Raw genomic sequence first — 24801 nt, 5'->3', positions numbered from 1 at the left:
TCAAGGGCGCGTATCCAACCATTGGCGAACGGATTCCAACGCACTGTGTCGTGTCAGGTCCACCTGCAAGGGGGTGATCGAGACAAAACCGCTGCGCACGGCGAAGAAATCCGTGCCGGGCCCCGCGTCCTGCTCCGGTCCGGCGGGTCCGACCCAATAGATGCGACGCCCGCGCGGATCCAGCGCCGGGACGACGGCCTCCGCCTTGTGCCGATGCCCCAAGCGGGTCGCGACGAAGCCCTTGATCTGGTCGTATGGAACGTCCGGTACGTTGACGTTCAGGATGATGGTGGACTCGAGCGGCGCCTCCCGCAACCGGGTGACCAGTTGAACCGCCACTGCCGCGCCGGTTTCAAGGTGCTGCGGCTCATGCGCGTACATGGAGACCGCAATCGCCGGCAGCCCGAGGAAGCGCCCCTCGGTGGCGGCCGCAACGGTCCCGGAATAGAGCACGTCGTCGCCGAGATTCGGACCGTGATTGATCCCGGCCACCACGATATCGGGGTCGACATCCACCAAGCCGGTCAAGGCCAGGTGGACGCAATCCGTCGGGGTTCCGTCGACACGGATGTAGCCGTTCGCCATTCGGGTCGCCCGCAGCGGCACATCCAACGTCAAGGAATTGCTGGCACCGCTGCGATCGCGCTCGGGCGCCACGACAAGGACGTCTCCGAGCGCGGAAAGGGCGTCGGCAAGCCTGATCAGGCCCGGCGACTGGTAGCCGTCGTCGTTGCTCACGAGAATCTTCATGTCGTCCTAAACCGCGCCCGGCGCAGTATGCGATGTTTTTGGATGGGATCAGCCCCGGCAGGCTTGACGAGCGTTGGAGTCTGCGCGGTTTAGGATATTAAAAAATATATCATTTTAAACCGCGGCCCCGCTAAGGGTCGTGGATGCACTAAACGTCGAGCTCACTTGAAAATGAGCATCTCGCTCTGGACGCGGTTTAAACCGCATCCGAAGAAAGCCGATACTCGATCAGGGCCCACCGCGCCGGGGACGCCCGGATCATACTCAAAAGCACCCACACCGGCACCCCGGGCGCTTGAGCCCGTCTCGGCCGGGCAGCGCTGCTATACTGCGGCGCCGAGCGACGACTCCGAGCGAGCCGAGCCGACGCGTCCCGTCGAGAGCGACCCGACGGATGCCTGCGTGATCATGGATGCGGACTTTCGCCTCCTCGGACTGCCCTAAACCGCGCCCAGTGCGGTATGTTGATGTTTTTGGATGGGATCGGCCCCGGCAGACTCGACGTTTGTTGGAGCTGGCGCGGTTCAAAAAATAAAAATTTAAACCGCGTCTGCACCACGGGTGGTGAAGTCCCCAAGGCCAAATACAACAGGAAAGTAACGCATGTCGCTCTGAACGCGGTTTAGGCCGGACCTGCAGGCGACACCTTCCGTCGAAGCGCAACGATACCCTGTTCAGACATGAAGAAACAAATCCAAGAATCTGATTTGGCATTGTTTCGCGAGCATGTCCAGGACGCAGAGCCGGTTCGCCATGACCAGGTCGAGCACGAACGACGCAGACCGCCACCCGTCCCGCGCCCGCGCCCCGTCGAGTTGCCCGAGGCACAAGGCGGCGCCCTGTTGTCCGAGTCGGAGGTGGAGACGCATGAATTTCTCCTCTTCACGCGCCCCGGTGTCCAGCGGCGCCTGATGGCTGAGCTGCAGCGCGGCGGCATCGAGGTCGGACTGGAGCTCGACCTGCACGGACTGCATGCCGAGCAGGCGCGCGGACTCCTCGCCGAGTTCCTTGCCGAATGCGCCCGGCGCCACGTCCGCTGCGCCCTCATCGTCCACGGCAAGGGCTATCGCTCGGCCGGCCGGCAGCCGGTGCTCAAACAGAAGGTGAATTATTGGCTGCGTCTCTACGAGGAGGTGCTGGCGTTCTGCTCCGCCACGCGGCGCGACGGGGGGACCGGCGCCGTCTATGTCCTGCTGCGCAATCCGAACAAATCGAGCCGGACGCCCTGAGCCCGTGACGTCCCTCGCCGTGATTCTCGATCCCGCCGCACCGAATCCAAGCCATCCGACGGGGAAGACAGGCCGTCGGATATGGCGCGAGACCACGGTCGGCGTCCTGCGGATCATCGCGATCCTGATCCTTGTTCCCGCGGAGGCCGGAGCGGCAGGGTTAGACGGAGGGGCAGGCGGCCCGATCATGGGACTCGCCTATCAACCCTATGTCGGTCAATGGAGCGCCACTGCCGACAACCCCTTCGCACCCGACCGGCTTTATACCCCGGCGTTCAACAGCTATCGCGGCGGCATCTCCGTGACCCAGCCGCACGCCGGCCTCTGGGCGGCCCGCCAACAGGTGGCGCTGCATTTCGATCGCGAAGGCCGGGTGAGCCGGATCGAGGCGCAGGGCGCCTTGGACCTGGACATCTCCGCGCTCCGAGACGCGAGCGCAAGCGCGTGGAGCCGAACCTACTTCAAGCACTTCGATGGCCCGACACCGCAGACCGCGGTCTCCATCGACCATCGGGGCTCGGTCCATCGCCAGCTCGCCTTTCTGGTGCAGGAGGCCGGCGGCGCCCCGCTGACCCTCTCCACCTACGGCACCGGTTTCGACCTCGGCTATTGGCGCAGACTCGGCGAGGAGGACTTCGTGGTCCTCCCGGTCTGGGCCGAGAACCGGGTCGACTTCTTCGCCGCCGATGCGGAAACGCCGACGACCCAAACCGCGATCGACGAGCTCTACGTCTACTTCCCGCCCGAGGCGACCTTTGTCGTCCCCGCCCCGGACCGAGTGATCTTGGAAACGACCGGAACGGCCGGGCATGATCTCGCGCTCACGGCGGTCCATCTGCGCATCTTCGAGCCGGCGGATCGGGACGCGCCCGGGGCCGCCCTGAATCCCGGCTTCTTTCTCGGCGACGCCAACGCGCAGATCGCCCTTGCTGCCTCCGAGATCAACGCCCGTGCCGGCAAGACTCTCCTGACGATCAAACAGGGTGTGCCGAACATCGCCGTCGACGGCACCCTGATCAACCCGCGCATGCGTTTCGCCATCCGCTCCGCACTCGCCCAAGCGCAGGTCGCCAACGAACGCCACCCGGGGACAGTCACCCATCTGATCGTCTCCAACGAGTACGCCGAGGTCACCGCACCGCTCGGCGACACCATGACGCCGACCCGACAAGTGACCGAGATGGTGCGCTTCGCCCGTGCGCAGATGGCGCCCGGCGGCGACTTCGAGGGACTCGGACTCGCCGTCGGGGTCCGGAGCCACGCCTTCCGGGGCGCGGATGCCGACTCGACCGATCCCGCGATCCAACGATTCACGCAGGATGTGCGCGAGCTGACCCGGGTCGCGGACGTCCTGATGGAAAACATCTATCCAAGCCCGGAGGCGGTGGAGCAGGCACGAGCGACCGGGCACTGGGACGCCTTCTTCGACCACGAAGACGGCGAGCTGTCCATCCAGTGGCGCCGGTTGGAGGCGTCGATCGCGGGTCTCTCCGACGGCAAGAGGGTGGAGCTCATGATCGGCGAGATCGGTCATCCCACCAACGGCATCGCCTTCAACCTCCCGGGCTATGTCGTCGGCGCCCGGCCAGTTGCATCCGGATCGGCATTCGCCCGTGTTCGCGAGCATCTCGTCGCGAGCGACACCCGTGTCGAGCAGCCGGGCATCGATGTCTTCCAAGCGTATTTCAACGCCTCGACGAGCGCCCGCTTCTTGACCGAGGCATTCCGCTGGTCGCGAGACACAGGGGTTCAGATCCATGCCTTCGAGGCCTTCGATGAGCCGCACAAATCAGCCCAAGACCTCCCGCTCGCGGGCCTCGGTCTCGCGGAATCGACCTTGAATCACGGCGGGAGCTATGGCGCCGAAGGCTTCTACGGGATCTTCCGATACACGGGCGTCGCCGGCTTCTCCGCAACGTCCCCGGACCTGATCACGCCCGGGGCCAGGCTTCTCGACCCGCTCCCCGAGGATCGCGAGGGGGCCGTTCCGCAGTGGGCGTCTCAATTCGCCGGGCAGTTTCTGTCCAAACTGCCGAACTTCGACTTCCGAGGCACGGCGCATGCGTTCGTCCGAGGGGTTGCGGAGCCCAGGCACGGCGAATGATCACGCCGACGCTCCACCGTCGGCCGTCGACCGGGATCGCCGACCGGACGCCGCCCCGGCGCTCGGTGCGATGCGTCTCGAAACTTAAATCTTCCAACCCGAAACCGCCCTGTATACTAGCGCCGCCATGTTGACCTATCCCGATATCGATCCCGTCGCACTCGGCCTTGGACCCCTTCGGATCCACTGGTACGGGCTCATGTACCTCGTCGGATTCGCTGCCGCCTGGATACTGGGGCGCTGGCGGGCAGGCCGCCCCGGGTCGGGCTGGACCACCGAGATGGTCGACGATCTCATCTTCTACGGCGTCATCGGGACCATCGTCGGCGGGCGACTCGGCTACATGCTCTTCTACGGGTTCGACCAACTGGCCGCGAACCCGCTGAACATCCTCAAGGTCTGGGAGGGCGGAATGGCCTTCCACGGCGGACTGATCGGGGTCTTGATCGCGATCTACTTGTTCGCACGCAGCCATCGCATGCGGTTCTTCCAGGTCGGCGACTTCCTCGCGCCGCTCGTTCCTCTGGGACTCTTCGCCGGGCGGATCGGCAACTTCATCAACGGCGAGCTCTGGGGTCACCGGACCGATCTCCCCTGGGGGATGCGTCTGCCCTGCCTGGAATTTCCGGCGCAATGCGCGGATCTTCCCCAAGGGACGGCGTGGAGCATCCCGGTGCATGCCTCGCAGCTCTATCAGGCCGCGCTCGAGGGTCTCGCACTCTTCATTGTCCTCTGGGTCTTTTCCAGCAAACCGCGCCCCATGATGGCCGTCTCCGGGGTCTTCCTGCTCGGCTACGGGCTCTCCAGGTTTGCCGCTGAATTCGTGCGCGTGCCGGACGCCCATATCGGCTATCTCGCCTTCGACTGGCTGACGATGGGGCAACTGCTGTCGACGCCCATGATCCTGTTCGGCGCACTGCTGCTCGCGCTCGCCTACGGACGCCGCTCGTCGTAAGCCGACGGAGGGGTTCCTCCGTCGCCTTGGTCTCAGCTGTCAACATCCTGCACCCAGAACGCTCACGGCTGATCGCTGATAGCTCTCTCTAGTCTCGCCCGAGAAGGCATAAAAAAACCGGCCTCGAAGGCCGGTTTTTTTGTGCGCCGGAGATCGGTGCCGAACAGCGGCTAGCTCATACCCTTGATGTGGGCATTCATCCGGCTCTTGTGACGAGCGGCCTTGTTGGCATGGATAAGACCCTTGCGCGCAGCCCGGTCAATACGCGGAACCGCGTCCTTGAAGGCTTGGACGGCAGCTTCTTTGTCGCCGGCCTGGATGGCTTTGATGACCTTCTTCATGAAGGTACGCAGGGTGCTTCGCTGCGAGGCGTTCTGCTGACGACGGTCTTCCGACTGACGGGCGCGCTTGCGGGCTTGTGCTGAGTTGGCCAAAGGGGTCTCCTGAAAATCCGGCGCTCTAGTGCTGTAATCCGAGTAAAGACCGCGTAGTATCCATGTGCCCTCGGGTGCTGTCAATGCGTGCGTGCCCATGCGCGCGATGGCCGAGTCGCCTGTCTGACCCGACAGCGCCACGTTGCGCCTCGCGGGAGAGCCGGCTAACCTGATCCCGCACACCGGACTTCAGATATCCGAACGGACATCCGAACGCCGCGTTTATCGCGATCTTGTTCGGCGAGGAACCGCGTCAATCCGTTATGCGTCAACACCTCCGACGCCACCGATCCATGAACGCTTGAATTCCTCACCTTTCGTCCCAGATCCCGCAATTCAAGACATCATTCGGCGTGCTCTCGATCAGAGCCGCACCCAACATCGAGCAGAAATGCTCGCGCATCATTCGGAGATTGGAAGTATGAGAACCCTGCCCTTGCTCATCACCGCTATTCTTGCCGCGGCCCTCGTCGGCTGCGGCACCACCACGGCCTCCCGGACCACCACCGGAGCGGCTGCCGGTGCCGCCACAGGCGCGGCCATCGGCTCACTCAGCGCCAATGCCGGTCGCGGCGCTCTGATCGGCGCCGGCGTCGGGGCACTCGGCTCCTTCGCGTACGACCAGCATGAGAAGGAGCTGCAACAACAGCGGGACCGCGAGGCATGGGAGGCACAGCGTAACCAGCAGCAGTATCGGCAACAGTCCACGAGCTACTGACGATCCGCGGAGCCGGTCCCTGCGCCGCCCGAGCATTCGGCTCTCGCGGCAACGCCGATCCGCCCGACGCGCCATCGCCCTTGCGGCCACGGCGCCGCGGTGCTTCGCACCGACGGCGCCGCCCTCCGGACACCGAGGCGTCGCACACATCCGAGACCGAGAAACGCGGCGTCCTGCCGGCGTGCCTCGGCGGATCCGAATAGATCGATCGCCGCCGCCCTCCCCACACCCCTATAATCCGCGCTTTTTGCGGAGTCGTATCAGCCGTGGCCTCACTCGCAGCCTCGATCGCCAAGGTCGGCAGCAACACCTTTCTCTCGCGGGTCCTCGGCTTCGTGCGCGACCTGGTGGTCGCCCGGATCTTCGGTGCCGACGCCGGAACGGATGCCTTCTTCGTCGCCTTCAAGATCCCGAACTTCATGCGCCGGCTCTTCGCCGAAGGCGCCTTCTCCATGGCCTTCGTGCCGGTGCTCAACGAGTACAAGGAGAAGCGCGGCTTCGCGGCCCTGAAAGCCTATGTGGATGCGGTCGCCGGCACGCTCGGTGCCGTTCTGCTGCTGGTCACCGTGCTCGGTGTCGTGGGCGCGCCGGTGTTGATCCTGGTCTTCGCCCCGGGCTTCGTGAACGAGCCCGAGCAGTTGGCCCTCGCCACCGAGATGCTGCGGCTGACCTTTCCCTATCTGTTGTTCATCTCCCTGACCGCCTTCGCGGGCGGCATCCTGAATACCTACGAGCGTTTCGGCATCCCGGCCTTCACGCCCGTTCTGCTCAACATCTCGCTGATCCTCTGCGCCGTCTATCTCGCACCTCTGATGGACAGGCCGATCGTCGCGCTGGCCTGGGGCGTCTTCATCGCCGGAATCGCGCAGCTGCTCTTTCAGATCCCCTTCCTGCGACAGCTCAAACTGCTGCCGCGTCCGCGCCTGGCGACCACGGATCCCGGCGTACGTAAGACGGTTAAGCTGATGGTGCCGGCACTCTTCGGGGTCTCGGTCGGCCAGATCAGCCTGTTGCTGGATACCCTGCTGGCGTCTTTCCTGGTCACCGGGAGCATCTCCTGGCTCTACTATTCGGATCGGTTGATGGAGTTCCCGCTGGGGATCCTCGCCGTCGCGCTGGCGACCGTGATCCTGCCGCGCCTGTCGCAACGTCATGCCGCCGACGATCCGGTTGCCTTCTCCTACACCATGGACTGGGCACTGCGTTGGGTCTTGTTGCTGGGCGTGCCCTGCGCAGTCGGTCTCCTGCTCTTGGCCGGCCCCATGATCGCGACACTCTTCTATTCGGGCGAGTTCGGAGCCAACGATGTCGATAAGGCCAGACTGAGTCTCATGGCCTACTCGCTCGGTCTGGTTGCCTTCATGGGGATCAAGGTGTTGGCGCCCGGTTACTATGCCCGTCAGGACATGAAGACCCCGGTGCGGATCGCGGTCATCGCGCTTGTGACCAACATGGTCCTCAACCTGATCCTGATGTTCCCCTTCGGTCATGCCGGGCTTGCGGCGGCCACGACGATCGCGGCCATCACCAACGCCGGCTTGCTGCTGCGCGGTCTGCTGAAGGAACGCATCTTTCGCCCGAAGCGCACATGGATCCCTCTGATGATCAAGGCGATGATCGCCAATCTTCTAATGGGAATCGTCATTTATCTGGGGGTCGGCGTGACCGCGGACTGGATCGCGATGGGTCTCGGCGAGCGCATCTGGCGCTTGCTGATGTGGATTCTGATCGGCGGTGCTGTCTATGCCGGTGCACTCCTCACCTTGGGCATTCGCCCGCGGCACTTCATGGGGCGGGAATAGGTCGGGGTCGCCGGCGGCGGACGATCGGCAGTCGACTCGACCGGACAATGCCCGCTTGACGGTTCGGGGCGTCGCGGTGCTCGCGTATACTGACGCTCCGGCTTCCCGAGGCAGATGGCAATGCGGCTGATCCGAGGCTTACACAACCTGCGCCCGACCGACCGAGGTTGCGTTGCGACCATCGGCAACTTCGACGGTGTCCACTTGGGACACCGGACCGTCTTCCAGCGGCTGTTGGCGCGCGGGCGGGAGCTCGGTCTGCCGGCGACCGTCATCACCTTCGAGCCGCAGCCGATGGAGTTCTTCGCGCCCGAGTCGTCCCCCGCACGGCTCACGCGGCTGCGCGAAAAGCTGGCGGCGATCCAGGACTGCGGCATCGAGCGGGTGATGCTCCTCGAGTTCAACCCGAAGCTCGCCGGGATGGGGGCACGCGACTTCGTGCAACGGCTCCTGCTCGACGGGCTTGGCGTGCGTTATCTCCTGGTCGGCGACGACTTCCGCTTCGGTCGCGGACGTGAGGGAGACTATGCCCTGCTGCATGCGATGGGACAGGCCGGCCGGAATGACGACAGCGGGTTCGAGGTCGAGGATCTGCACACCATTACACACGGCACCGAGCGAATCAGCAGCACCCGGGTGCGCGATGCGCTCGGTCGCGGCGACCTCGAGCAGGCCCGTCACCTCCTCGGGCGCCCCTACCGGATGCAGGGACGCGTCTCCCACGGCGCCAAACGGGGTCGCAGCATCGGCTTTCCGACCGCGAACATCGATCTGCACCGCCGCTTCAGCCCGGTGCGCGGCGTTTATGCCGCCATGGTGTCCGGGCTCGGCCCGAACCCGCTCCCGGGTGTGGCCAACGTCGGCACACGCCCGACCGTCAACGGCAAGGACTATCGCCTGGAAGTCCATCTCTTCGACTTCGATCGCGAGATCTACGGGCACCACCTGGAGGTCGAGTTTCGCCTGAAGCTGCGCGACGAGAAGCGCTTCGAGTCCTTCGATGCGCTCAAGGAGCAAATCCAGGTCGATGCGCGCGTGGCGCGCGAGTATCTCCGATCGACCGGGCCGCATGACCCCGAGAGCCCCCGGGTCCCGGCCGCCGGCCACCGGCCCTGAGTCGGCTCGAGGCTCCGACCCGGACGCGATCGCCTTTGCCTCGCGCGACCGAGCAAGCCACAATCGCCCTTTGTTCGCCCCGGAGCCCGTTCGAGGATCCTACGCGACCCCTTCCGACGCACCGAGACCAAGCCACGTGACCGATTACAAAGACACCCTGAATCTCCCGAACACGGGCTTCCCGATGAAGGCGAACCTCGCCCAACGCGAGCCCGCGATGCTCGAGCGCTGGGAGTCGATGGCGCTCTATGCCCGCATCCGCCAAGCCCGCGCGGGGGCTCCGACCTTCATCCTCCACGACGGTCCGCCCTACGCGAACGGCGAGATCCATATCGGTCACGCGGTCAACAAGGTGCTCAAGGACATCATCGTCAAGGCGCGCACGCTCGACGGATTCGATGCGCCCTACGTGCCGGGCTGGGACTGTCACGGACTGCCGATCGAGCTGCAGGTCGAGAAGAAAAAGGGCAAACCGGGACACAAGATCAGCGCCGCGGAGTTTCGCGTCGCCTGCCGTGACTATGCCGCCAAGCAGGTCGACGGCCAGCGTGCCGACTTCAAACGTCTCGGCGTCCTGGGCGACTGGGAAAACCCCTATCTGACGATGGACTTCGCCTTCGAGGCCGAGATCATCCGCTCGCTCGGGCGCATCATTGCCAACGGCCATGTCCAGAAGGGCTTCAAGCCGGTGCACTGGTGTATCGACTGTGGCTCCGCCTTGGCCGAGGCCGAGGTCGAGTATGCCGACAAGCAATCGATCGCAATCGACGTGCGTTTCCCTGTCGTCGAGCCCGAGACGCTCGAGGCCCGCTGTCACGGCACGCCCAACGGCTGCGGCGAGGGTCCGGCCTCGATCGTGATCTGGACCACCACGCCTTGGACCCTTCCGGCCAACCAGGCGGTCGCACTCAATGCCGAGCTCGAGTACGTCGTCGTCGCGGTCGAGTCCGCGCAGGGCCACGAGCGACTCATCGTCGCCGAGGGTCTGCTCAAGGACACCATGGCCCGCTGGGGCATCGAGCAGTATCGCGTGCTGGGCTACGGTCGCGGCATCGATTTCGAGGGTCTCAAGCTCAAGCACCCCTTCTACGATCGCGAGGTGCCCGTGATCGTCGGCGAGCATGTGACGCTCGACGCCGGGACCGGAGCCGTTCATACCGCGCCGGGCCATGGTCTGGAGGACTATATCGTCGGTCAGCGCTATCACCTGCCGGTCCACAACCCGGTCGGCGGCGACGGCCGTTTCCTGCCCGACACGCCGCTCTTCGCGGGCGAGAACGTCTTCAAGGCCAACGAGCAGGTCGTCGAGACGCTGAAGGCCAAAGGCGCGCTGCTGCTGGCGACCCGCTTCACCCACAGCTATCCGCATTGCTGGCGGCATAAGACCCCGATCATCTTCCGCGCCACGCCGCAGTGGTTCATCAGTATGGATAGGCAGGGTCTGCGCAAGGCCGCCTTGCGCGATATCGGCCATGTCAGTTGGATGCCTGATTGGGGTCAGAGCCGGATCGAGGGCATGGTCCAGGGCCGGCCCGACTGGTGTATCTCGCGCCAGCGCACCTGGGGCGTGCCGATTACGCTGTTGGTCCACAAGGTGACCGGCGAGCTGCATCCGCGCACCGCCGAGCTGATCGCGGAGGTCGCAAGCCGAGTCGAGCAGCAGGGCATCGAGGCCTGGTTCGCGCTCGCGCCGGCCGACCTGCTCGGCGAGACCGAAGGTGCCGAATACGACAAGGTCCAGGATACGCTGGATGTCTGGTTCGATTCGGGCGTCACCCACGCCTGCGTGCTCGAGCATCGCGACGGGCTGCGTGCGCCCGCCGATCTCTATCTGGAAGGCTCGGATCAGCACCGCGGCTGGTTCCAAAGCTCGCTCATGACCTCGGTGGCCATGCACGACCGTGCTCCTTATCGACAGGTTCTGACCCACGGCTTCACGGTCGACGCCAAGGGCGAGAAGATGTCCAAGTCCAAGGGCAACGTGGTCAAGCCGCAGGATGTCATGAAAACCCTGGGCGCGGACATCATCCGTCTGTGGGTCGCGGCCACCGACTACCGCACCGAGATGAGCGTGAGCGACGAGATCCTCAAGCGCACCGCGGATGCCTATCGGCGCATCCGCAATACCGCGCGCTTCCTGCTCGCCAACCTGAACGGCTTCGATCCTGCGACCGACTGTGTTGCACCCGAGGCCATGATCGAGCTGGACCGCTGGGCCGTGGATCGCGCCTGTCGGCTTCAAGACGAGATCATCGAGGCCTATCGCGACTACCAGTTCCATCTCATCTATCAGAAGGTCCAGCAGTTCTGTGTCGTCGACATGGGCGCCTTCTATCTCGACGTCATCAAGGACCGTCAGTACACCACGCAGGCGGACAGCCTGCCGCGCCGCTCCTGCCAGACCGCGATGTACCACATCGCCGAGGCCATGAGCCGCTGGCTCGCCCCGATCCTCAGCTTCACCGCCGAGGAGATCTGGCAACACCTGCCGGGCGAGCGCGCCGAGACCGTCTTCGCCGAGACCTGGTACGCGGGGCTCTTCCCGCTCGCCGACGGCGACCCCACGGACCGCGCCTTCTGGGATCAGGTCATCGCGACCCGGCTGGCCGTCGGACCCGCGCTGGAGACCGCACGCAAGGCGGGGCTGATCGGCTCGTCGCTGGATGCCGAGCTGGATCTCTATTGTGCCGAGCCCCTCGGCGCCGTCCTCGCTCGCCTGGGCGAGGAGCTGCGTTTTGCGCTCATCACCTCGGAGGTCCGTCTGCACCCGTCGAGCGAGCAACCGACGGATGCGCTCGAGACCGAGCTGAAGGGACTTGCCGTAAGGGTCAGACCTTCCAAGCACACCAAATGCGTGCGCTGTTGGCACCATCGACCCGATGTCGGCACACACGCCGAGCACCCGGAGCTCTGCGGTCGCTGCGAGGAGAATGTCGCAGGCAGCGGCGAGGTCCGCCGCTATGCCTAAAGCTCAGGCGTCGGCGACGGACGCCTCCCCTGGTCAATCGGGGACCCACTCGGAAATTGGCTCGGCGATTGGCCCGAGCACCGGAGGCGGCGTCATGAAACACTGGCTCTGGCTCTCGCTGGTCGTCCTGGTTCTGGACCAGGCGACCAAGTGGTTCGTGCTGGGCCTGCTCGAGCCGTTCGAGGTCATCGAGCTGATCCCGAACCTCAACCTCACCTTGATGTTCAACACCGGCGCCGCCTTCAGCTTTCTGGCCGATGCCGGCGGCTGGCAGCGCTGGCTGTTCGCGCTCGTCGCGGTGGGTATCACCGTCGCCCTCACGGTCTGGTTGCTGCGCCTGAGGTCGGGCGAGGGCTGGCTGGCCCTCGGCCTGGCGCTGTTGATCGGCGGCGCAGTCGGCAACCTGATCGACCGGGTCCTGCTCGGTCACGTCGTCGACTTTATCCAGGTGTATCTTCCCCTCATCCCGCTTGCCGTCTTTAATCCCTGGCCCTCGTTTAACATCGCGGACAGCGCCATCAGCGTCGGCGTCGTGATCATGTTGATCACCACCTTGGCAACGCCCGAGAAGACATGAGAATCGCCATCCTTTCGCGCAATCCGACCCTCTACTCGACCCGCCGCATCGTGGAGGCCGCACGCGCCCGAGGACACGAGACCAAGGTCGTCGACGTCCTGCGCTGCTACATGAACATCACCTCGCACGCACCCTCGATCCACTATCGCGGCGATGAGTTGACCGATTTCGACGCGGTCATTCCGCGCATCGGCGCCTCCGTGACCTTCTACGGCACCGCGGTGCTGCGTCAGTTCGAGATGCTCGGGGTTTATCCGCTCAATGAGTCCGTCGCCATCAGCCGCGCGCGCGACAAGCTGCGCTCCCTGCAACTGCTCTCGCGCAAGGGCATCGGGCTTCCCATCACCGGGTTCGCCCATGCACCGGACGATGTCGAGGACCTGATCAAGATGGTCGGCGGTGCCCCGCTCGTCATCAAGCTCCTGGAGGGCACGCAGGGCATCGGTGTCGTGCTCGCGGAGACCGAGCAAGCCGCGGAGAGCGTCATCGAGGCATTCATGGGCCTCAAGGTCAACATCCTCGTCCAGGAATACATCAAAGAGGCCAACGGCGCGGATATCCGCTGTTTCGTGATCGGCGACAAGGTCGTTGCAAGCATGAAACGCCAGGCCAAACCCGGCGAGTTCCGCTCCAATCTGCATCGCGGCGGCAGTGCCTCACTCATCCGCATCACGCCCGAGGAGCGCTCGACCGCCACCCGAGCCGCCAAGATCATGGGCCTGAACGTTGCCGGCGTGGACATCCTGCGCTCCAATCATGGCCCGGTGGTGATGGAGGTGAACTCCTCCCCCGGACTCGAGGGGATCGAGCGGGCCACCGGCAAGGACATCGCCTCGCAAATGATCGAGCTCGTCGAGAAGAACGCCGCGCTCGGCAAGACCCGCACACGCGGACAGGGGTGACCCCGGGAAAGCCGCCAGCTGCCAGCTGCCAGCTGCCAGCTGCCAGCTGCCAGCTGCCCCATTATTCTGCATCGCCTTTGCGGCTCAACGGCTTCGTTCAGGTGATCGCCGGGAATAGGCATCCCGACTGCACATGCCCGGAAGACCTGAGGGGGCTGTGCGTGCGAATAAATTCGCACCTACACGCCGGTAGCTCCTTTCTCGGAAATCACCTTAGACTGAAAGCCGAGAGCTGATAGCTAATAGCTGGAGGCAAGAGGCAAGAGGCAAGAGGCAAGAGGCAAGAGGCAAGAGGCAAGAGGCAAGAGGCAAGAGGCAAGAGGCAAGAGGCAAGAGGCAAGAGGCAAGAGGCAAGAGGCAAGAGGCAAGAGGCAAGAGGCAAGAGGCAGAAAGCCAAACCCCACAAGATGGCAATTTCATGACAAGATCGCGGCGTCTGTCTCCAAGGACGCCAGCCGATGACCGCAGACTCAGTCACCATCGCCGGTCGCGAGATCCAACCGGGAGAGCGCACCCGGGTCGACATCCCGCTACCCAATCTCTACACCACCACGCCGGTCTTCATGCCGGTGCATGTCGTTCGAGGCCGAAAGCCCGGCCCCCGTCTTTTCGTCACGGCGTCCGTCCATGGCGACGAGATCAACGGGGTCGAGATCATCCGGCGGTTGCTGTTGCAGAAGTCATTGAGCCGCCTGCGCGGTACCCTGCTGGCCGTACCTGTCGTCAACGTCTACGGCTATGTCCGCCAGTCACGCTACCTACCGGACCGACGCGACCTCAACCGCAGCTTTCCCGGATCGGAAAAGGGCTCGCTCGCGGCACGCCTCGCCGCAACCCTCATCAGTGAGGTTGTCGAGGGTTCCACCCACGGGATCGACCTCCATACCGGGGCGATCCACCGCGAGAACCTTCCGCAAATCCGGGTCACTCTCAACGCGAGCGAGACCATGGCCGCTCTCGCCAAGGCATTCGAAACACCGGTCATCCTGGACGCGGAGGTTCGGCCGGGCTCGCTGCGTGCGGAGGCCGCCGCACGCGACATCCCCATCCTGCTTTACGAGGGCGGCGAGGCGCTGCGTTTCGACGAGTTTGCCGTGCGTGCGGGCCTGCGCGGCATTCTCGGGGTCATGCGCCACATCGGCATGATCCGCGCCAACCCCGCGAGGCGGGCCATCGGACACGAACCGCTCGTCGCCCGCTCCAGCGTCTGGGTTCGTGCCCATCAAAGCGGCATTCTGCTATCCCTCACCCCGCTCGGCGCTCATGTCAACAAAGGCGATACCCTGGGCATCGTTACCGACCCCTTTCGACCGGTCGACGACCCGGTGCTCTCGCCGGTGAGCGCCATTGTCATCGGCCGCACAAACCTCCCGCTCATCACCGAGGGCGAGGCTCTATATCACCTCGCCTGCTTCGGCAAGCCGGAGGCCGCCGCGGCCTTGTTGGAGCAGTACCGGGATGCACTCGATCCGGATGACGAGGAGGACACCGTCATCATTTAACCGACCTGACGGCGAAACGGCATCGGATACGCCGGACATATCCATGCTCAAAACGCTGAAATGTCGGCGCGGACTCTGCTATAACCCGGTTACGGGGTCGGAAATCCGTTCGAGGCTGCATACACGACGCATTCGCGGATCGCGTTGCACGCAGACCCGGCAGATCCCGCGCACGAGAACCGACAACAACCATCATCGGATCAAATCGAATGAAACGTATCGTCCTGGCTTCCTCCCTCTTCCTGCTTGCCGCCGGCGCCCCTTACGCCGACGAGGGATACCCTCCCCAGAAGGTCGTCTACCACATCAACGTCGACGACGCGGAAACGCAGGTTGCCGCTCTGCGCAACATTCAGAATCACATCGACGCGGTCGGAGCCGACAACATCGAGGTCAAGGTCGTGATGCACGGCGACGGGATCTCGTTGGTCGTCGAGCCGGACGCTTTGGAGGGAACCAAGATGAAGGCAGCCAACGCCGACGCGGACATGGCCGCCCGGATCGACGGACTGAAGCAGCAAGGCGTAGCATTCGAGGTCTGCGCGAACACCCTGAAGGGTCGCAATGTCGAGATGGACGACATGTACGACGTGAGCGAGGCCGATATCGTCCCGAGCGGCGTCGCCGAGTTGTCGCGACTCCAACAGCAAGGCTTCACCTATATCAAGCCTTGAGAGCCTTGCGGCTAGCCGAAAACGCGCGGGTTGGGCAGCGTGCCCAACCGCGTATCGCATTCTCCGGTAATCGAAGCGCATCCCTGCGCAGTGCGACCGACCATCATATCCCCTCCGACGGTTGATGTGATGACGTGCCCGCGAGGACGACTGCGCTCCCGCAACGAACGGCCATCCCTGGCCGGACAACCGGCCCCCTTCCCTATCGAGCCGCCTTCAGAGCCGCATGGGCCGCCGCGAGCCGGGCGACCGGAACGCGCGGACCCGAGCAGCTGACATAATCCAATCCGGCCTGGTGGCAGAAGGCGATGGAGGCGGGGTGGCCGCCGTGCTCGCCGCAGATGCCGACATGCAGGTTGGGCTTGACCGAGCGGCCCCAGTCCACCGCCAGCTGCATCAGCTTGCCCACGCCCTTCACGTCCAACACCTCGAAGGGATTGTCCTGCAGGATGCCGGACTGGTTGTAGAGCGGCAGGAACTTGTTCTCGGCATCCTCGCGCGAGAAGGAGAAGGTCGCCTGCGTCAGGTCGTTGGTGCCGAAGGAGAAGAACTCGGCCTCCTCGGCGAGCGACTCGGCACGCATGCATGCCCGCACCACCTCGATCATGGTGCCGAACTTGAAGTTCACCGGCTGGCCGTAGGTCTCGGTGACCTCGTCGTGGATGGCATCGACGAAGGACTTGACCAACCGCAGCTCCTGCGCGGTGCAGACCTGCGGCACCTTGATCTGGGGATGGACCTCGATGCCCGCCTTGGTGCATTCGGCCGCCGCTTCCAGGATCGCCCGGATCTGCATCTGGTAGATCTCGGGGAAGGTGATGCCGAGACGCACGCCACGATGACCCAGCATGGGGTTGGTCTCGTAGAGCGCTCGAACCTTGCGCAGCATCGCCTCCTTCTTGGCGATGGCCTCCTCCACGATCGCCGGATCCACCATGCGCCGAAGCGACTCGATGTCCTGGCGGACGTTGTCGGGCGAGTGCAGCAACCCCATGGCCCCGGCCAGCACCGTCATGCCGCGGGCGCTGCGGGCGAGCACGCGCAGATCGGTCAGCTCGCGCTCCAGGACATGCTCGTCCGGCAAGAACTCGTGGATCGGCGGGTCGAGCAACCGAATGGTGACCGGATTCGGCGCCATCACCTCGAACAGGTCGCGGAAGTCCTTGCGCTGAAGCGGCAGCAGCTTGTCGAGTGCCGCCTGACGCGTCTCCGGCGTCTCGGCGACGATCATCTCGATCACGACCGGCAGACGCTCCACGTCGTTGAACATGCGCTCGGTGCGCGCCAAACCGATACCGACTGCACCGTACTTGCGCGCGCGACGGGCATCCACGGGGGTGTCCGCGTTGGCCATGACCTTGAGCCGGGCCACCTCGTCCGACCAGCCGAGGAGGACGTCGAGCTCGGGGGTGAAGTCGGGCTCGACCGTCGGGATGGCGCCGAGGTAGACCTTGCCCGAGGTGCCGTCGATGGTGATGACGTCGCCTTCCTTGAAGCTGGTCAAGCCGACCCGCGCCTCGCGCCGGTTCACATCCACGCTGATCCCTTCGGCGCCGGCAACGCAGGGCTTGCCCATGCCGCGCGCAACCACGGCGGCGTGCGAGGTCTTGCCGCCGCGCGAGGTCAAGATGCCTTCGGCCGCGAAGAAGCCGTGAATGTCCTCGGGCTTGGTCTCCTCGCGCACCAGGATGACCTTCTGCCCGAGCTCATGGCCGAACTGCTCGGCGCGATCCGCATCGAAGACCGCGATGCCGGAGGCGGCACCGGGCGATGCCGGCAGGCCCTGCGCAACGGACTCGGCCTTGACGCTCGGATCCAGCCGCGGGAAGAGCATCTGCTCGAGCAGATCGGGCTGGATGCGCAGCAGCGCCTCTTCCTTGTTGATCAGGCCCTCGCGCTCCATCTCCACCGAGGTGCGCACCATGGCGACCGCGTTCATCTTGCCGTTGCGTGTCTGCAGGCAGAACAACTGGCCGCGCTCGATGGTGAACTCGAAGTCCTGCACCTCGCGATAGTGGGTCTCGAGTTTCTCGCGCAGGATGTCGAGCTGAGCGGCCATCTCGGGCATCTCCACGCGCAGCCGCGAGATCGGCTTGGGCGTGCGGATCCCGGCGACCACGTCCTCGCCCTGGGCGTTGACCAGATACTCGCCGTAGAGCTTGTTCTCGCCCGAGCCCGGATTGCGCGTGAAGGCGACACCGGTGGCGGAGTCGTCGCCCCGGTTGCCGAAGACCATGGTGACCACGTTGACCGCGGTGCCGTTGGCCATCTCGGGCGTGATGTGGAACTGTCTGCGGTAGTCGACCGCGCGCTTGCCGCCCCAGCTGTTGAAGACGGCCTTGATGGCGATCTCCAATTGACGGTAAGGGTCCGACGGGAAGGGCTGACCGGTATGCGCCTCGACGACCTTCAGGAAGCGCTCGCTGACCTCTTTGAGATCACTCGCGCTGAGGTCGACGTCCTGCTTGGCGTGGGCCGCCTCCTTGACCGCTTCGAGCTCATGATCGAAGGCCGCATCCGGCACGCCGAGCGCGACCTTGCCGAAGAGCTGGATGAAGCGCCGATAGGCGTCGTAGCCGAAGCGCGCATCTCCGGTCGCGCGGATCTCGCCCTGCAGCGTCTCCTCGTTCAACCCCAAGTTCAGAATGGTGTCCATCATGCCGGGCATGGACATGGCGGAGCCGGAACGCACGGAGACCAGCAGCGGCTTGTCCGGATCGCCGAAACCCTTGCCGGTCTTCTTCTCCACGGCACGCATCTGCGCGTGCACCGCATCCATCAGCCCGGCCGGCAGCGCATGATCGGGGGAGTCGAGGTATTCCAGGCAGGCCGCGGTGGAGATGACGAAACCGGGCGGGACGTTCAGCCCCATCTGGGTCATCTCGCAGAGATTGGCGCCCTTGCCCCCGAGCAGTCTCTTGTCCTTGCCGTCCCCTTCTTCGAATGCGAACACGTGTTTGGTGGTTTGGGATGCCATTGTTCGAATGTACCTCTCTCGTCTTCTTGTTGCGGGTTGTCTGGACTCGGGCGCGCGGGCCCGTGCCGCGGCGACCGGCGTATTGTCGCAGAGCTTCGCGGTTCGGTCGGGGGGAATTTCGTGTGGAGGGTGCCGGGGCCTGCTTTCTGCTGCCTGCTTTCTGCTCTCGCTGTCATCTCTCCGGACAGATTTAAAAGCAACCGGACAACGTAGGATGGGTAGAGCGAAGCGAAACCCATCCTCCCGGCACCACGCCCCAAACTAGAAAACCCAGCCCGAGCGCAGCGAACTCATCTTTTCCGCGCCGCCACCCAATACGCGACTGAGCGGACAGGATGGGTTTCGCTGCGTTCTACCGCCACCCGGGTTGAGCGTTAGAGCTGTAAGGATGGGTTTCGCTTCGCTCTACCCATCCTACGTTTTTCGTGAGGCGTTGGCGCGGGCAGCTGACCGCCGTCATCAACCTCCATCGCCACCCAGATACGCCCGCCAACCCCCGAGCGCACTGATGTCTCGCGCACCCTCGGCCGCGAAGCCCTCGCAGATGAAGCCTTTTTCCCAACGGCCGTCGGCCAGCTCGACGCTGCCCAGGCCGAGCGGTGCGGGGATGCCGGCGAGGAAGCTGCCGACGGTCGTCTGCGGGAGCGCCCAGACCTCGACCTCGATGGCGACGCCGCCGGTCGGGACGCGGATCAGACCGGGACGCTCGGGCGGGCCGCCGGGGAGTGCGTAGAGGCGATAACAAGGCGCGGTCTTGGTTGCGCACAGGAGGCGGGCGCCGCGCTCGATCAGTTGGTGATTGAGCGCGAGTCCCGATAGGTGTGCGCCGCAGACGACCAGCGGGAGCACCTCGGGCTCGGACTCCTGCAGGTTCTCCGCGGGACGCCTGGGCTGCTGAATCGAACCCGGCGACACCGGATGCCCGGTCGCGCCTTGGGTCGGCCAAGCGGTCTGGCTCGGATCCAGGTGCAGGCGCTCGGCCAAGCGAGCGAGGATCCCGTCGCTGAAGGCGGGACCGAAAAGGGTCACGCCGAACGGCAGACCGTCGGGCCGCATCCCGGCGGGCACGGCCACCGCGGCCAGGTCGAGCAGGTTCATGAAGTTGGTGTAATAGCCCAGATTGCTGTTGAGCCGAATCGGATCGGCGGCGACCTCGGCGATGCGGTAAGGCGTTGCGATCGTCGGGGTCAGGATGCAGTCCAGGTCTGGCCAGAACGCATCCGTCCTGCGCTTGATCTCGGCCAGTCGGTACTGGGCCTTGAAGGCGTCGACCGCGCGCGCCTCGGCGGCCGGCTCGATGATGGCGCGGGTGACCGGGTGCAGGGTCTCGGGGCGGGTCCGGATCCAGTCTTCGATTGCGGCATAGCGCTCCGCGACCCAAGGCCCCTCGTAGAGCAGACGCGCCGCCTCGACGAAGGGCGTGAAGTCGACGGTGACCGCCTCGCCGCCGAGTGCGCTCAGTCGTCTCACCGTTGCCTCGAAGAGACTGGCACTCGCCGTGTCGCCGAACCACTCAAGGTCGGCGGGTACGCCGAAGCGAAAGGATGCCTCGGCGCGTCCATCAGCCGACGACGCCGCCGTCAACGAGGGTGCAGGCCGCGCGAAGGGATCCTCCGGATCAAAGCCGACAGCGATCGGCATCAGCATGCCTGCATCGACCAGATCCAGCGTGAAGAGACTCACACAGTCGAGCGTGCGGCAGGCCGGCAGCACGCCGCGGGTGCTGACGAGACCGCGGGTCGGCTTGATGCCGACCAGGTTGTTGAGCGCCGCCGGGACACGTCCCGAGCCGGCAGTGTCCGTCCCCAAAGCAAAGCTGACGAGCCCGTGCGCAACCGCCGCGGCGGAGCCCGAGCTGCTGCCTCCGGCGATATAGTCCGGATCGAATGCATTGGGCACCGCGCCGTAGGGCGAGCGGGTGCCGACCAAACCGGTCGCGAGCTGATCGAGATTGGTCTTACCGATCGGCAGCGCACCGGCGGAGATCAGACGCTCGACGACGGTGGCGGAGCGCTCCGGTGTCCAGGCGAGCTCCGGCAGCGCGGCGGTGGTCGGCACGCCCGCGAGGTCGATGTTGTCCTTGATCGCGAAGGGGATGCCGTAGAGCGGGAGTGTCTCCGGATCGGCCTCGGACAGACTTGCCAGGTAAGGCGCCAGCTCGGCGTCCGACAGGACATGGATCCAGATGTTGTCGGCCGCGTGCTCGGCGATCCGAGTGCGGATCTGTTCCACAAGCGTCGCCGGCGTGAGCCCGCCCTCGCGATAGGCGGCGCGGAGATGACGGATCGAGAGGTTCAGGGGCGAGTGCGGTGTTCGGCTCATGCTGTCGTCTCCGTTGCATCGGCGGCGGTATCCAGCACCAGCAACGCCTGACCGGGTGTCACCTGGGCGCCGCTCCGACAGAGGATGCGCGCGACCCGTCCGCTGCGGTCGGCATGCACGGCGATCTCCATCTTCATGGACTCCAAAACCAGCAGCACTTGGCCGGATTCGACCTGCTGCCCGACCTCGACAGCAAGCTGCCAGACACTGCCGTGGACATGGCTCTCGATCGCCAGCTCGCCGGGCGCGAGCCGGAGCGACTCGGCCTGCTCGTCGATGTGCGCGGAGGCGCCGTTGCCGACATCCCGATCGACCTCGAGCTGACCGGCCGCGGCCCAGCGCTCCCGCTCGGCCTCGAAGGCGGCCTGTTGGCGCGCCTTGAAGGCCGCGATCGACTCCGCATTCGTTTGGAGAAACGTCTGGTATTCGGCCAGGCTGAACTGCGTCTCCTCGACCTGAAGCCGAAAACCGCCGCGCGGAAAGGCCTCGCGCAGCTCGGTCAGCTCCTGCTCGGAGACCGGATAGAAGCGGATCTGGTCGAAGAAGCGCAGAAGGTAGGGCCGCTCGAAATCCGGGGTGCGTTTGAAACGATTCCACATCTGGAGCGTGCGTCCGACGAACTGATAGCCGCCCGGCCCTTCCATGCCGTAGACGCAGAGATAGGAGCCGCCGATCCCGACCGCATTCTCGGGCGTCCAGGTCCGCGCCGGGTTGTATTTGGTCGTCACCAGTCGATGTCGCGGATCGAGCGGCGTGGCGACCGGCGCGCCCAGATAGACATCGCCCAGACCCATCACCAGATAGCTCGCCTCGAAAAGGATGCGCCGGACCTCCTCGATGCTGTCGAGCCCGTTGATGCGGCGGATGAACTCGATGTTGCTCGGACACCAGGGTGCGTCCGGTCGTACCGACTGCATGTATTTCTCGATCGCGAGCCGGGTGGACGAGTCGTCCCAGGACAGGGGGAGATGCACCACGCGCGCCGGAACCGACAGAGACTCGACATCGCCGAGCGCCTGCTCGCGTTCGACGAGCCGATCCAACAGAGCGCCGAGCTTCAGTGCACGACTGTCGTAGCGCACCTGCAAGGAGCGGATGCCCGGCGTGAGCTCCAGCACACCCGGGATCGGCTCGGCCCGGAGCGAGAGCATCAGGGCATGGACCCGGAAGCGCAGCCGAATATCCAGCACCTGCGGGCCGTACTCCACGAGCAGATCCTTGTCGCCCGAGGCCCGATAGGTGACGCCGACCGGATGCTCGGGGGGATCGATCCGACGCAGGCGCGGGTCGGCAGGAGGCACCGGCTTGGCCTTCACCGCGGCCGGCGCCGCGAGCCGGAGGATCATGTCGTCCCGTGCGGCCTCCAGCGCATTGGCGGTCTCCTGAGAGACCGGCACGAAACGCACCCGATCGCCCGGTCGGAGCTGACCCAGACACCAGCGATCCGCCGAGACGACCGTCGCCGGGCAGACGAACCCGCCCAGGCTCGGCCCGTCCGGACCCAGGATCACGGGCATGTCGCCGGTGAAATCGAGCGTCCCGAGGGCATAGGCGTTGTCGTGGATATTGGATGGATGCAGCCCGGCCTCGCCGCCGTCGGGCCGCGCCCAGGTCGGCTTGGGGCCGATCAGACGCACGCCGGTGCGGCTTGAGTTGTAGTGCACCTCCCAGTCGGTCGCGAAGAGGATCGCGATGTCCTCCTCGGTGAAGAATTCGGGGGCACCGTGCGGCCCGTAGATCACCCGCAAGGTCCAGGTGTCGCCGTAGTGCGGGATGATGGATTTGGGGAGACCGGGCACGCTCGGGCGCCCATCGCTCCCATCCGTGATCGGCTCGGCGAGCGGATCCGGGTCGGTCGCCAGATGCAGCACATCCCCGACCTGCAACGGACGCCCGCCGTGCCCGCCGAATCGGCCGAGCGTGAAGGTGGCGCGGCTACCGAGATAGGTCGGAACCTGCAGGCCGCCGCGCACCGTCAGATAGGCGCGCGCCCCGGACCCGACCAACGCGCCGAGACGCAGCAACTGCCCTGCGCGTATCGGCACGGGACGCCACCAAGGCAGCGGACGTCCGTCGAGCTCCGCCGCCATCTCGGCCCCGGTCAGACAGACGAGCGCATCGCGATTGAAGCGCAGCGTCGGGCCCGTGACCGTCAGCTCGAGCCCTGCGGCGTCGGGCGCGTTGCCGAGCAGACGGTTGCCGAGCCGGAACGCCAGATCGTCCATCGGCCCGGACGGAGGAATGCCGACGTCCCAGTAGCCCAGTCGGCCCGGCCAATCCTGCACCGTGGTCTGGGTGCCGGCCGCGAGGACGTCGATGGTCTCGGGCCGATAGTCGAAACTCGCCAGCGTCGCGGTATGGTGGCGCCCGGCCACGACCTCGGGATCGCGCATCACTTGGCGCAGATAGGCAAGATTGGTCTCGATGCCGGCGATCTCGGTCCGCTCCAGCGCCTCCCCCAAGCGTGCGAGCGCCGCGGGACGATCCTCCGCATGGACGATGACCTTGGCGAGCAGCGGATCATAGTAGGGCGAGACCTGCGTGCCGGTCTCGATCCAGGTGTCGACGCGGACATCCAACGGCAGCGCGACATGGGTCAAGAGCCCCGCGCTCGGCTGAAACCCCTTGCCCGGATCCTCCGCATAGAGACGGACCTGGATTGCGTGGCCTCGCGGCTCGACGGCCAGCGCGCCGAGATCGGGCAGACTGCCCGCCCCCAAACGCACCATCCACTCGACCAGATCGACCCCGGTCACCGCCTCCGTGACACCGTGCTCGACCTGAAGACGCGTGTTGACCTCCAGAAAGTAGAAGGCGGCCCGTTCGGGGTCGTAGATATATTCGACCGTTCCCGCCGAGCGATAGGCCACCGCGGCACCGAGTCGGCGTGCGGTCTCCAGCATGGCGGCGCGTAGCTCGGGCGGGAGATGCGGCGCGGGGGTCTCCTCGACGACCTTCTGATTGCGCCGCTGCAGGGAGCAATCACGCTCGCCGAGCGCCACGATGCCGCCGAGCCCGTCGCCGAAGATCTGCACTTCGATGTGCCGCGCCCCGCGGACATAGCGCTCGAGGAAGATCCCGGCATCGGCGAAGTTGCTTTGACCAAGCCGACGCACCCGCTCGAAGGCATCGGTCAGCTCATCGGCATCGGAGCATTGCTGCATCCCGATCCCGCCGCCACCCGCCGTGCTCTTGAGCATCACCGGGTAGCCGATCCGGGCCGCTTCGCGCCGCGCCTGCTCGGCGTCCTCCAGCAGACCGCTGCCGGGCAGCAGAGGTACGGCGTTGGCCGCGGCCAGCTCGCGCGCGCGGTGCTTGAGCCCGAAGTCGCGCAACTGTGTCGGGGTCGGTCCGAGGAAGACCAGACCACGCTGCTCGCAGGCCTCCGCGAAACTCGCGTTCTCGGACAGGAAGCCGTAACCCGGATGGATCGCCTGCGCCGCGGTCGCCTCGGCCGCGTCCAGGATCCGGCCCATGTCCAGATAGGACTCGGCCGCCAGCGCCTCGCCGATACAGACCGCCTCGCCCGCCAGGCTCACATGCCGCGACCCGGCATCGGCGTGCGAATAGACCGCCACCGACCCGACACCCAAGGCGTCGAGCGTGCGGATGATGCGGCAGGCAATCGCGCCGCGGTTGGCAATCAGGACCTTGTCGAACATCGTCGGCGATTCCGAGCGGTCGCGGGTCGTCCCGCGTCGAAGAAATGACCCGCGGGGTCGTCCCCTGGGTCGTCAGCCGTAGGTCGGATAAGCGCAGCGCAATCCGACA

General features: G+C 65.5%; 16 protein-coding genes. 11 read left to right on the top strand and 5 right to left on the bottom strand.

Annotated elements, in window-relative coordinates; all coding sequences use genetic code 11:
* Positions 1-750, bottom strand: a complete 750-nt coding sequence (gene surE, locus BLV04_RS00230) for a 5'/3'-nucleotidase SurE (protein ID WP_093026954.1) — start codon at positions 748-750, stop codon at positions 1-3.
* A gap of 680 nt (positions 751-1430) precedes the next feature.
* Here surE and BLV04_RS00220 point away from each other — a divergent pair.
* The 3 genes from BLV04_RS00220 (at position 1431) to lgt (ending at position 5038) form a co-directional block, all read left to right on the top strand.
* Entirely contained in the window at positions 1431-1979 is a 549-nt protein-coding gene (locus BLV04_RS00220; RefSeq protein WP_093026950.1) for a Smr/MutS family protein, read from the top strand.
* A 4-nt stretch (positions 1980-1983) separates the two neighbouring features.
* Entirely contained in the window at positions 1984-4083 is a 2100-nt protein-coding gene (locus BLV04_RS00215) for a hypothetical protein (RefSeq protein WP_175534424.1), read from the top strand.
* Positions 4084-4210: 127 nt separating this feature from the next.
* Entirely contained in the window at positions 4211-5038 is an 828-nt protein-coding gene (gene lgt, locus BLV04_RS00210) for a prolipoprotein diacylglyceryl transferase (RefSeq protein ID WP_093026948.1), read from the top strand.
* Between the two features lie 170 nt (positions 5039-5208).
* Here lgt and rpsT read toward each other — a convergent pair whose 3' ends face one another.
* The gene (gene rpsT / locus BLV04_RS00205) at positions 5209-5472 is read right to left on the bottom strand and encodes a 30S ribosomal protein S20 (protein WP_093026946.1); all 264 of its coding nucleotides are present in this window, start codon (positions 5470-5472) and stop codon (positions 5209-5211) included.
* A gap of 421 nt (positions 5473-5893) precedes the next feature.
* Between rpsT and BLV04_RS00200 the strand changes: the two genes are divergently transcribed.
* The 8 genes from BLV04_RS00200 (at position 5894) to BLV04_RS00160 (ending at position 15731) form a co-directional block, all read left to right on the top strand.
* On the top strand, positions 5894-6190 hold the full coding sequence (locus BLV04_RS00200; protein WP_093026944.1) for a YMGG-like glycine zipper-containing protein: 297 nt from the start codon (positions 5894-5896) through the stop codon (positions 6188-6190).
* A 266-nt stretch (positions 6191-6456) separates the two neighbouring features.
* Positions 6457-7992: a murein biosynthesis integral membrane protein MurJ gene (murJ, locus tag BLV04_RS00195; protein ID WP_093026942.1), complete on the top strand. Its 1536-nt coding sequence runs from the start codon at positions 6457-6459 to the stop codon at positions 7990-7992.
* A gap of 120 nt (positions 7993-8112) precedes the next feature.
* Positions 8113-9108, top strand: coding sequence for a bifunctional riboflavin kinase/FAD synthetase (ribF, locus tag BLV04_RS00190; protein WP_093026940.1), 996 nt, complete (start codon positions 8113-8115; stop codon positions 9106-9108).
* A gap of 136 nt (positions 9109-9244) precedes the next feature.
* The gene (gene ileS / locus BLV04_RS00185; protein WP_093026938.1) at positions 9245-12076 is read left to right on the top strand and encodes an isoleucine--tRNA ligase; all 2832 of its coding nucleotides are present in this window, start codon (positions 9245-9247) and stop codon (positions 12074-12076) included.
* Positions 12077-12170: 94 nt separating this feature from the next.
* A complete protein-coding gene (gene lspA / locus BLV04_RS00180; protein WP_175534423.1) occupies positions 12171-12653 on the top strand; it encodes a signal peptidase II in 483 nt (160 codons plus the stop codon).
* Positions 12650-13555, top strand: a complete 906-nt coding sequence (gene rimK, locus BLV04_RS00175; protein ID WP_093026934.1) for a 30S ribosomal protein S6--L-glutamate ligase — start codon at positions 12650-12652, stop codon at positions 13553-13555. The genes lspA and rimK overlap by 4 nt, the downstream gene beginning before the upstream one ends.
* A 458-nt stretch (positions 13556-14013) precedes the next feature.
* Positions 14014-15057, top strand: a complete 1044-nt coding sequence (locus tag BLV04_RS00165) for a succinylglutamate desuccinylase/aspartoacylase family protein (RefSeq protein ID WP_093026930.1) — start codon at positions 14014-14016, stop codon at positions 15055-15057.
* Positions 15058-15266: 209 nt separating this feature from the next.
* Complete coding sequence (locus tag BLV04_RS00160) at positions 15267-15731, top strand: DsrE family protein (RefSeq protein WP_093026928.1); 465 nt, start codon at positions 15267-15269, stop codon at positions 15729-15731.
* Positions 15732-15933: 202 nt separating this feature from the next.
* Here the strand turns inward: BLV04_RS00160 and ppdK are convergent, their stop codons facing one another.
* The 3 genes from ppdK to uca form a co-directional block, all read right to left on the bottom strand.
* Complete coding sequence (ppdK, locus tag BLV04_RS00155; RefSeq protein WP_093026926.1) at positions 15934-18708, bottom strand: pyruvate, phosphate dikinase; 2775 nt, start codon at positions 18706-18708, stop codon at positions 15934-15936.
* A 459-nt stretch (positions 18709-19167) separates the two neighbouring features.
* Positions 19168-21030, bottom strand: a complete 1863-nt coding sequence (gene atzF / locus BLV04_RS00150; protein WP_093026924.1) for an allophanate hydrolase — start codon at positions 21028-21030, stop codon at positions 19168-19170.
* A complete protein-coding gene (uca, locus tag BLV04_RS00145) occupies positions 21027-24692 on the bottom strand; it encodes an urea carboxylase (protein WP_093026922.1) in 3666 nt (1221 codons plus the stop codon). Before uca ends, atzF begins: the two co-directional genes overlap by 4 nt.
* Between the last annotated feature and the right edge of the window lie 109 nt (positions 24693-24801).

The sequence above is a fragment of the Thiocapsa roseopersicina genome (assembly GCF_900106925.1).
Taxonomy (GTDB): Bacteria; Pseudomonadota; Gammaproteobacteria; order Chromatiales; family Chromatiaceae; genus Thiocapsa; species Thiocapsa roseopersicina.
The sequence above is the reverse complement of the archived record's forward strand: the minus strand, read 5'-3'. Positions and strand labels throughout refer to the sequence as shown.

Excerpts from the sequence above, each read along its gene's own strand:
- lspA (WP_175534423.1), top strand. The coding sequence starts at position 12,171 with ATGAAACACTGGCTCTGGCTCTCGCTGGTCGTCCTGGTTCTGGACCAG.
- BLV04_RS00165 (WP_093026930.1), top strand. The coding sequence starts at position 14,014 with ATGACCGCAGACTCAGTCACCATCGCCGGTCGCGAGATCCAACCGGGA.
- rimK (WP_093026934.1), top strand. The coding sequence starts at position 12,650 with ATGAGAATCGCCATCCTTTCGCGCAATCCGACCCTCTACTCGACCCGC.
- atzF (WP_093026924.1), bottom strand. The coding sequence starts at position 21,030 with ATGAGCCGAACACCGCACTCGCCCCTGAACCTCTCGATCCGTCATCTC.
- BLV04_RS00200 (WP_093026944.1), top strand. The coding sequence starts at position 5,894 with ATGAGAACCCTGCCCTTGCTCATCACCGCTATTCTTGCCGCGGCCCTC.
- surE (WP_093026954.1), bottom strand. The coding sequence starts at position 750 with ATGAAGATTCTCGTGAGCAACGACGACGGCTACCAGTCGCCGGGCCTG.
- BLV04_RS00220 (WP_093026950.1), top strand. The coding sequence starts at position 1,431 with ATGAAGAAACAAATCCAAGAATCTGATTTGGCATTGTTTCGCGAGCAT.
- lgt (WP_093026948.1), top strand. The coding sequence starts at position 4,211 with ATGTTGACCTATCCCGATATCGATCCCGTCGCACTCGGCCTTGGACCC.
- ppdK (WP_093026926.1), bottom strand. The coding sequence starts at position 18,708 with ATGGCATCCCAAACCACCAAACACGTGTTCGCATTCGAAGAAGGGGAC.
- BLV04_RS00160 (WP_093026928.1), top strand. The coding sequence starts at position 15,267 with ATGAAACGTATCGTCCTGGCTTCCTCCCTCTTCCTGCTTGCCGCCGGC.
- ribF (WP_093026940.1), top strand. The coding sequence starts at position 8,113 with ATGCGGCTGATCCGAGGCTTACACAACCTGCGCCCGACCGACCGAGGT.
- uca (WP_093026922.1), bottom strand. The coding sequence starts at position 24,692 with ATGTTCGACAAGGTCCTGATTGCCAACCGCGGCGCGATTGCCTGCCGC.